The organism is Serratia sp. Nf2 (genome assembly GCF_003028435.1).
Taxonomy (GTDB): Bacteria; Pseudomonadota; Gammaproteobacteria; order Enterobacterales; family Enterobacteriaceae; genus Serratia; species Serratia marcescens_L.
This window is the reverse complement of the sequence record NZ_PYTW01000019.1, coordinates 1-7,023: the sequence shown is the minus strand read 5'-3', so window position 1 is coordinate 7,023 and position 7,023 is coordinate 1. Positions and strand designations below refer to the sequence as shown.

General features: G+C 53.2%; 7 protein-coding genes. 1 reads left to right on the top strand and 6 read right to left on the bottom strand.

The window, feature by feature from the left end:
* Positions 1 to 760, bottom strand: a 760-nt coding sequence (locus tag C9411_RS24955; RefSeq protein ID WP_107228136.1) for a phage baseplate assembly protein, incomplete at its 3' end; no start/stop codon positions are given.
* On the bottom strand, positions 757 to 2,160 hold the full coding sequence (locus C9411_RS24950; protein WP_107228135.1) for a DNA circularization protein: 1,404 nt from the start codon (positions 2,158 to 2,160) through the stop codon (positions 757 to 759). The genes C9411_RS24955 and C9411_RS24950, both read right to left, overlap by 4 nt.
* A gap of 48 nt (positions 2,161 to 2,208) precedes the next feature.
* On the opposite strand from C9411_RS24950, the gene C9411_RS25665 reads away from it, so the two are divergent.
* Positions 2,209 to 2,943: a hypothetical protein gene (locus tag C9411_RS25665; protein ID WP_146158898.1), complete on the top strand. Its 735-nt coding sequence runs from the start codon at positions 2,209 to 2,211 to the stop codon at positions 2,941 to 2,943.
* A gap of 32 nt (positions 2,944 to 2,975) precedes the next feature.
* On the opposite strand, the gene C9411_RS24945 is transcribed toward C9411_RS25665, so the two are convergent.
* The 4 genes from C9411_RS24945 to C9411_RS24930 form a co-directional block, all read right to left on the bottom strand.
* The gene (locus C9411_RS24945; protein WP_107228134.1) at positions 2,976 to 4,853 is read right to left on the bottom strand and encodes a hypothetical protein; all 1,878 of its coding nucleotides are present in this window, start codon (positions 4,851 to 4,853) and stop codon (positions 2,976 to 2,978) included.
* Between the two features lie 121 nt (positions 4,854 to 4,974).
* Complete coding sequence (locus C9411_RS24940) at positions 4,975 to 5,265, bottom strand: phage tail assembly protein (RefSeq protein ID WP_107228133.1); 291 nt, start codon at positions 5,263 to 5,265, stop codon at positions 4,975 to 4,977.
* 1 nt (position 5,266) lies between these two features.
* Positions 5,267 to 5,635 carry a phage tail tube protein gene (locus tag C9411_RS24935; protein ID WP_060432162.1) on the bottom strand — a complete coding sequence of 123 codons (369 nt, stop codon included), beginning with the start codon at positions 5,633 to 5,635 and terminating at the stop codon, positions 5,267 to 5,269.
* A 9-nt stretch (positions 5,636 to 5,644) separates the two neighbouring features.
* The coding region (locus C9411_RS24930; protein ID WP_107228132.1) for a phage tail sheath subtilisin-like domain-containing protein at positions 5,645 to 7,023 on the bottom strand (1,379 nt) is incomplete at its 5' end.

Genomic DNA, 7,023 nt, shown 5'->3' with positions numbered 1-7,023 from the left:
TGCTCTCAACGATGACAATCCGATTGCGGTAGCGCATTTTGGCGACTTCCGGATCCTGAGCGCGCGCCAGGGTAACGGCGGAATAACCGCTATCCGGGGACAACTCCATCGCCGGCGTCATCGACATTGATACCCCGACATAATCGGAAAACCGTTCGTCCATCGATGACATGAAAGATGCCGTCTCGATATTTTCCCCTTGCGCCACGCCGCTGGCCGCCTTGCCGGTTCCGACGCGGGTAAGGAAAAGACTGCCATCGGGCTTGTCGTAATACAGCAGCGCAGCCCAACGGGTGATCCGGTCGATCACTTCTTGCGACGACTCTCCCCAGTTCAGGGTAAATTGGGGAACCGTCGTCATGTCATTCACGTCGCTGCTGACAGTGATGCCGTATGGCGCAGCCAACTTTTGCGCTATTTGCAGGGCATTTGCCTGGCTGATCACGTTGTTAGGCCATTCAGCTGAACAATCCACCAGATCCTGGCATTTACTCCGCCCCGTAGCGCGAACTTCATGGCGCTCTTTGCCAATCACTGGATTCCAGCGATCGACATAGCCGGTCATGACCAGATCATCCCCCAGATGCACCGTGCAGCTGTCTCCGGGCAGCACCAGCTGCTTTTCATCGTTGCCGGGGTAATAGTCCATCAACGACAGGTCGAAATCCGATGGCAAGCGCTCAATGCCTCGCGTAACGCGAACAGAATCCCAGCCGGAAATTCGCTTACCGCCGGCCGTCAAAATCAGTTCATCTTTCATTTTCTCAGCGCTTTAAATTTGGTGGGCATGAATGCCGGATGGCGCGGCCCGACAGACTGAACCAGTTCATCTCCCCGAGCACCGTCCTGATACATGCGGTTGGCCAGCACCAACGCCGGTAACGATGTGGGCATAACAACCTGGGTCAGTGAACTGAGAACGGCGCCTTTTTGGCTGTAGGCGTTGACCAGCGCATCGCGGGTTTGCAACAGGTTCAGATAATCGTCGTCGTCGCCGGCATCCGCCGCCATCAACAGCACCTCATCCAGCGTGTCGCAGACGCGATTAAGCATCAAAATGGCATCGTCATAGCTTGATGGCTCATAATTGGCGGCGGTCGCTGCCAGTGCACCGGCGGATAGTACGCAGAGCAGGATAGTGGCGCCATTGGCTACCGAATTTTCACCAGAGGTTGCGTAAAACGTGGTGTTTCGATACGAGGCCAACGTTTCCAGCATGCGGATTTTTTCTTCTACACTGCCGCTGAACGAAATGACCGCATCAATGATGGCCCGGGCATCAACGGGGAAGGCATCAACGGAGGCGACGCCCTCAAATGTGGCTGTGAGCGACAACAATTCGGCGCGTCCTGTTACCGCTTGCGCCATTTTTTGGTTAACCAATCCGGCGTAATTGTCGGTATCTGCCGTTCGATTTACGGCACCGGTTGATCCCGAAACGCCGCCCCCCACGGTGCCTTTGTTGTATCGCCCATATCGGGCACTACCGAAGGTCGATTTCAGGACATTGCTGAGATTAGTGACCTCATTGGCGGTGCTTTTCACCATGTTCCCCCAAAACGCAGCGGTATTACGCAACGTCTTGATGGTCTGGGTTACACTGCGGATCTCACCTTTAACAGTGGCGATAAATTTTGTGGCCGCCATCAGGCCGGTTCGTAACCAGTTTTCCTGAACCAGTGATGCCGCCTGAGTGCTGCCGGTGATCGCAAACACTTTTAGACCGGACTCAATGACCGTCAGGGTAAACTCGAAGGAACGGCCGTTATCCACGCTCTCAAGTACCCGCAAACCGCCATCCGGCACACTTACGGTAAGCTCCCCAAGCGTCGGATGTATCAATGTACCCGGCCCTTCCGTCTCGCACGCAGCCACCAGCGAATCACGCTGCGTTATCACGTCAGGTGCGTCATACGCCAGGCTGTTATGGACGATGAACCCCCTGATCGTTAATTTGCGCGTACCACGCCCTAGGTCTTCAACCCAGGCGGTGTTGCGATAAGGATATTCATGCACGGCCTGGCGCCGGCCAAATACGCCTTCGGCACTGACTACCGCAAAAGGAACGCCGCGAAATGATGCCGGGTGAATATGCTCAAACCAGTCCCAGCCATCACCGCTTCCCAGCAAGGAAGATAATGCGTCATTGATTAGTGCCATGTTTTCTCCATAAAATGCTATGGACTCTGATAAAAAGGGAACTGACAGATGAATACGATATGTAAAATGATTATTTCTCTATCATTAATACCGTTATATGCGCACTCAAGTACTTGTGAAAACAGTTACAATATGGGATATAAAGGCTTTACCTTCCCAATTATAACCAACTCGAGAAACACGCCAGAGAAAGCCTGTTTCAGTGGTAGAAACGTTACAAGCTGGATTACAGAATCTGATGGCGCAAAGCTCACCTCAGTTATAAAGCTAGATGATCAAGAATTCTTCTACGTGACCACATACAATGAACAAAACGGGAATAGCGTATTGTATGGGGTTTATGAAAACTCAAAAGGCGAACCGAATAAAGTTAAGCTCCTATTTAACAACCCAACAGAATTCGAACCAAAACAGACATTAGAAAACATGAGATTAAACTCATACGACAAAGAGAATGGAGTTGTCTATTTTTCAACAATAGCATGGACCACTAGTGACGCCATACACGCATTCAGCGTGCCAATACAAAAATCAAAAATCACTTCTCACCCATTAAAAGAGAAATTTATAACAGATGGGAACTTCATTGCATTAGCAAATTCAGAAAACTGCTCATCATGTATTGTCGTAGAAAAAATAAGTCATGATGAACAAGGAACTTATTTCCCTAAATTCCTCGTTAATAATAACGGTGAAACCTTCTGCCAAATCAGCACAAAGGATGCAGCTTGGGAGTTAGCACCAAAATGCCTATCAAAAGGAGATGAAGAACGCCCGCGATAGAACCTAAAAATCATAACCTGCAATCACGTAGGTTATGATATTGATTGCATTGACAGTGCCACGCGGCCGCCGCCTTCAGTTTGAACCTTGCGGCGCTCGCCGGTCTGGGGGTTGACCAGTGTAATTTCCAGTTGAAATTTGTTCTCGTCGATTGCCTTAGACATGGCATCCGAGATCTGACCGATGGTTTCCTCTCGCTGATCATTCGGTGCAAACAGCGAGGCTTGCGTTGACGAATCCTTTGGCGTTGGCGGCGGTAATGACTGCCCCTGATCAGAGAGTTCGAACAAACCAGATGCTCGCTGCCCGTAAAGATTGTTCTGGTCACGTAAGCCAGACCAGCGAGGATCAAAGACCGAATCGCTGATCCCCCTGAAAATTTGAGCGCGGCTGTATGGCTGGGCGCCATTTTCATGCTTGATGATGGCCGGGATAAGCTTTTCAAGCACCGCCGGCGAATGCAGGTCGAGCGGTTCCGCGGGGTTAAAACCGGTCTGTTTAGCCAGGGCATCAATATAGGCCTGCGTGTTGTTTTCACTGGATGGCGCATACGTCGGGATGATGCTGTTCAACGTGTTTTTACCGCGATCGCCGAACAGCATCAGCTGTCGAGAAAGTGCCGCCAGCCCATCGTTGGGATTTTCGAACGTGACAAAGCCGCCGTTTCGGCCAGTCGTATTCGGGGCTGAACGCAGATTGCCCGGATTATTGTTGCGCAGCCCGAGTGCATTATTCCCCGGCTGGCCATACGGCAACATCGTCCCATTTTCAGCCGACGCCGGGTAACCTGAAATTTTCTCGGTATCGGCTCTCAGCTGGTCGGCGCGCCATACGGGCTTATAATAGCCGTTCAGTTTCTTGATCAGATCTTCTGACGCATAGCCCAGTTTTAAATCCAGCTTCTCTTTCCATGACAGCGTGTCTTTAAATTTCTCATCGCCTTGAGCCTGCCGCAAAACATCGGCCTGTTTCCCGCCGCTGTTAAACGTCAGGATCGAACCGATAGCCGTACTGTCCAGACCATTGGTGACGACCTGCTTGATCTGGTCTACCGAAGCCGCCAAGGTTTCCGACTGGCCCAGCCAGGCCTGCCCTTTCATCAGCATGCCGTCGTAGGCAGCACCTATCTGGTTAAGCTGCTGCTTGAACGCCAGGGCATTCTGCAGATCTTTCTCGGTAAATATCAGGCCATCCCGGCGGGCCTGATCCTTGAGCCGTTGCACTTCACTGGTCGTGTTGCGCAGATAGCTGAGAAGATCGGGCGAAAGGCCCAATTTGTTGGCAAACAGCGCCTGCTGCCCAGCAGGGAGTGATTGCATGGCGCGGTTGAGATCGTTAATCAGCTTGCCTACATCAGCCAGGCCATCCTTGGTTTCGCTGATCCCTATCCCTCGTTGTTTCAGCAAGGCGAGAAAGCCATCATTACGGCCGTGTACAGCATCATTCGCCTTTTCAAACAACTCACTGACCGAACCTTCCGCAGCCTCACGCGCGCTGCCGTTTTCAATCATGGCGCCAGTCAGTTCCTGAAACGCGTCCGCCGTCATGCTGACGTTTTTTGCAACGGTATCGATCCGGTAGCCAGCGTTGGCAAAATTGGTCAGGTTGTTTTTAACAACGTTGACGACCGCTGCAGCGCCACCCAGCCCGAGGGTTAATCCACCGACCATTTTGAGCGGCGGGACCAAATCGCCGATGAACTGGACGCCGCTTCTGGCATTTTTAGCCAACACATCAAAACGGCTGCCCAAATCGTCAAGGTTATCTCTGGATTCCTGGCCGCCCAACGCCAACGCATCGCGCGTTCTGTCCAACAGCGGATTGAGGTGCTTTACAATTTCCTCAATCCGCAGAATTGCGGCTGACGCCTCATCATTAGCCGTCAGCTCAAAGTCAAATGACTTGGCCATTACTTGCCCGCCTTAAGCTTTTCTATCCGACGGGCCTGATCGGCCCAAAAATCCAACCGGGTACGGGTCAGGGACCACGCATCCTGCGGCCCCCACCCGTAATACTTCGTCACCTCAGCAGCTAGTTGCTGCCATCCGCCGAGGGATCGAAGGTCAAAAAAGACATCAAGTAGTCCTCACACTTCCTGTAATCGGTGTAAGCCATGCCACTCAACACTTTTTCAGTTATGCCGGAATTTAACGCCAGCAGCAGCTTCATGGCCGCCATGCCATTCTTGCTGCGCTGCGTTTCATAGAACTGCTCAACCTCAGCCAGTGCGGGCTCTTTCAGTTCGAGGCTCTCGTAGCGGATGTTGGCCATCTCCAGCGCTTTGCTGAGTACGATCGTTTTGTTTTTATCAAGCACTGCCATATCAATACTCCGTTACCGATCCGCCTTCCCAGCGAACATCAAACACCGCTTCTTCGCTATCAACATCCTGCGTATTAACGGACCACATGTTTTCGCCGATCACTGTTTTGCCGTTGGCCAGCTCAACGACCACCGTGACGTTGGTGGAATCATTGATTTTAGCGATCGATGTTCCGCCGCTGTCACGCGCCTGGTAGGAAATAAACGGCGCCCGCGGTTTTTCTTTGTAACCGTGCACCGTATCCATCCCGGTCAACGTGGAGCGCTCCACTTTACCGGGGCTGTATTTGAACTGGCCGGCAACCATGACCGTTACACCATCGATGGTAACGTACGCGGTCCCGGCCAGGCGGTTAGTTGTATCTCCCATGAATCCCCCTTAGGCCGCGGTCTGCGCGCGTCGCCATTGATTGAGTAGTGCGAAAATTTCCAGTTGGTCGATCAGCGTGCCCGTCCAAAGCACATCGATCCGCTTGGTATTGCTGCTGTTACGCTCCACCAGCAACGTCTCAGCAAATGCCGCGGCATCCTGCACATAGCCGTTATATTCCAGCGTGCGATACTGCGCGATCAGCTCCGCGCGGATCACGTTGGGCGTCACAATCGCGGAGCCTGGTGCAAAACGGGTGCCGTCGTTTGCCAGCTTCATGCGGCCGAACTTTGAAGTGATTTGCGTGCGCAGGAAGCGGGTCACGAACATCAGCAGATAGAGCGTTTCAATGTTCAGGTAGCTGTCATCTGCATCGCCGAACTTGTTCTTCTGGTAGGTGGTGATGGTCTTTTCAACCTGCACAGAACCATCATCAGCGACCGTAAACGTTGAGATACCGCTATACAGCAGATTATTGCGCTCGGTCAGCATGAAGCGGGATTCCAGCGGCGGAGCCAGTACACCACTGATTGTCAACGTCTGCGTTGGACGGCCTGGATCGTTGCGCAGGCTCGGTGCAATCGCCCCGGTCAACGCTGCCGCCCAAAGATAAGCAGGCGTCGGTGAACCATTGATCCCCAGCAGCGTCTCATGCTGGTTATTGCGTGCTTCGCCGGCGGCGGACAAGGAACCATACGTGCCCGCCAGCGCGCCGAATGAATGACCATAGAGCTGCTGTGCGTAAGACCAACGGCCGGTAGCGTCTGACAGGAACTCTTTCACGGCATCCAGCGACGTGGTGTCCGTGTAGGGGTTGACGATGAAGTCAAACGCACGATCTTGCAGATTACCCAACGGATCAGTCAGAGATGGCGCACCGGCACCGCCGGCCATTGCCGTTACCTTCAACTCCATGCCCTGCGGGGTTTCCTCACCGCCGGCAGCGCCCTGATAATTGAGGCGAATATCGATGCTGTTACCGTGCGCACCTTTATTTTTCGCCGTCAGGTTCACCGTATCAGTGGCTGTTGTATCCACGACAGCAGTAACCGGCAGCTTGCTCTGACCGTTGATCGCCGCTGCAATCGCCGCGGCCACGGCAATCTTATCATCGGTACTGACGACCGTGAGCTGAACGCGCATACCGGCAATGTAGAGCGACAAAACGCCGGTCGCAGCCGCCGCTGTCACCACCTGTAATTTACCGGCTGCCGCTGCTGTTCCAGTGGTGCCATCCGATAACGGCAGGATCCAGATTTCCGCAGAAATGTCGTTGGCCAGATACGCCGCCATCATGTTGTGCAACATGGAACCGTTGCCGCAGATGCCTGCCACCGCCGATTCAGAAGAAACTTTCTGCGGAATGCCTGGCGTTGCCGTCGCCGTTG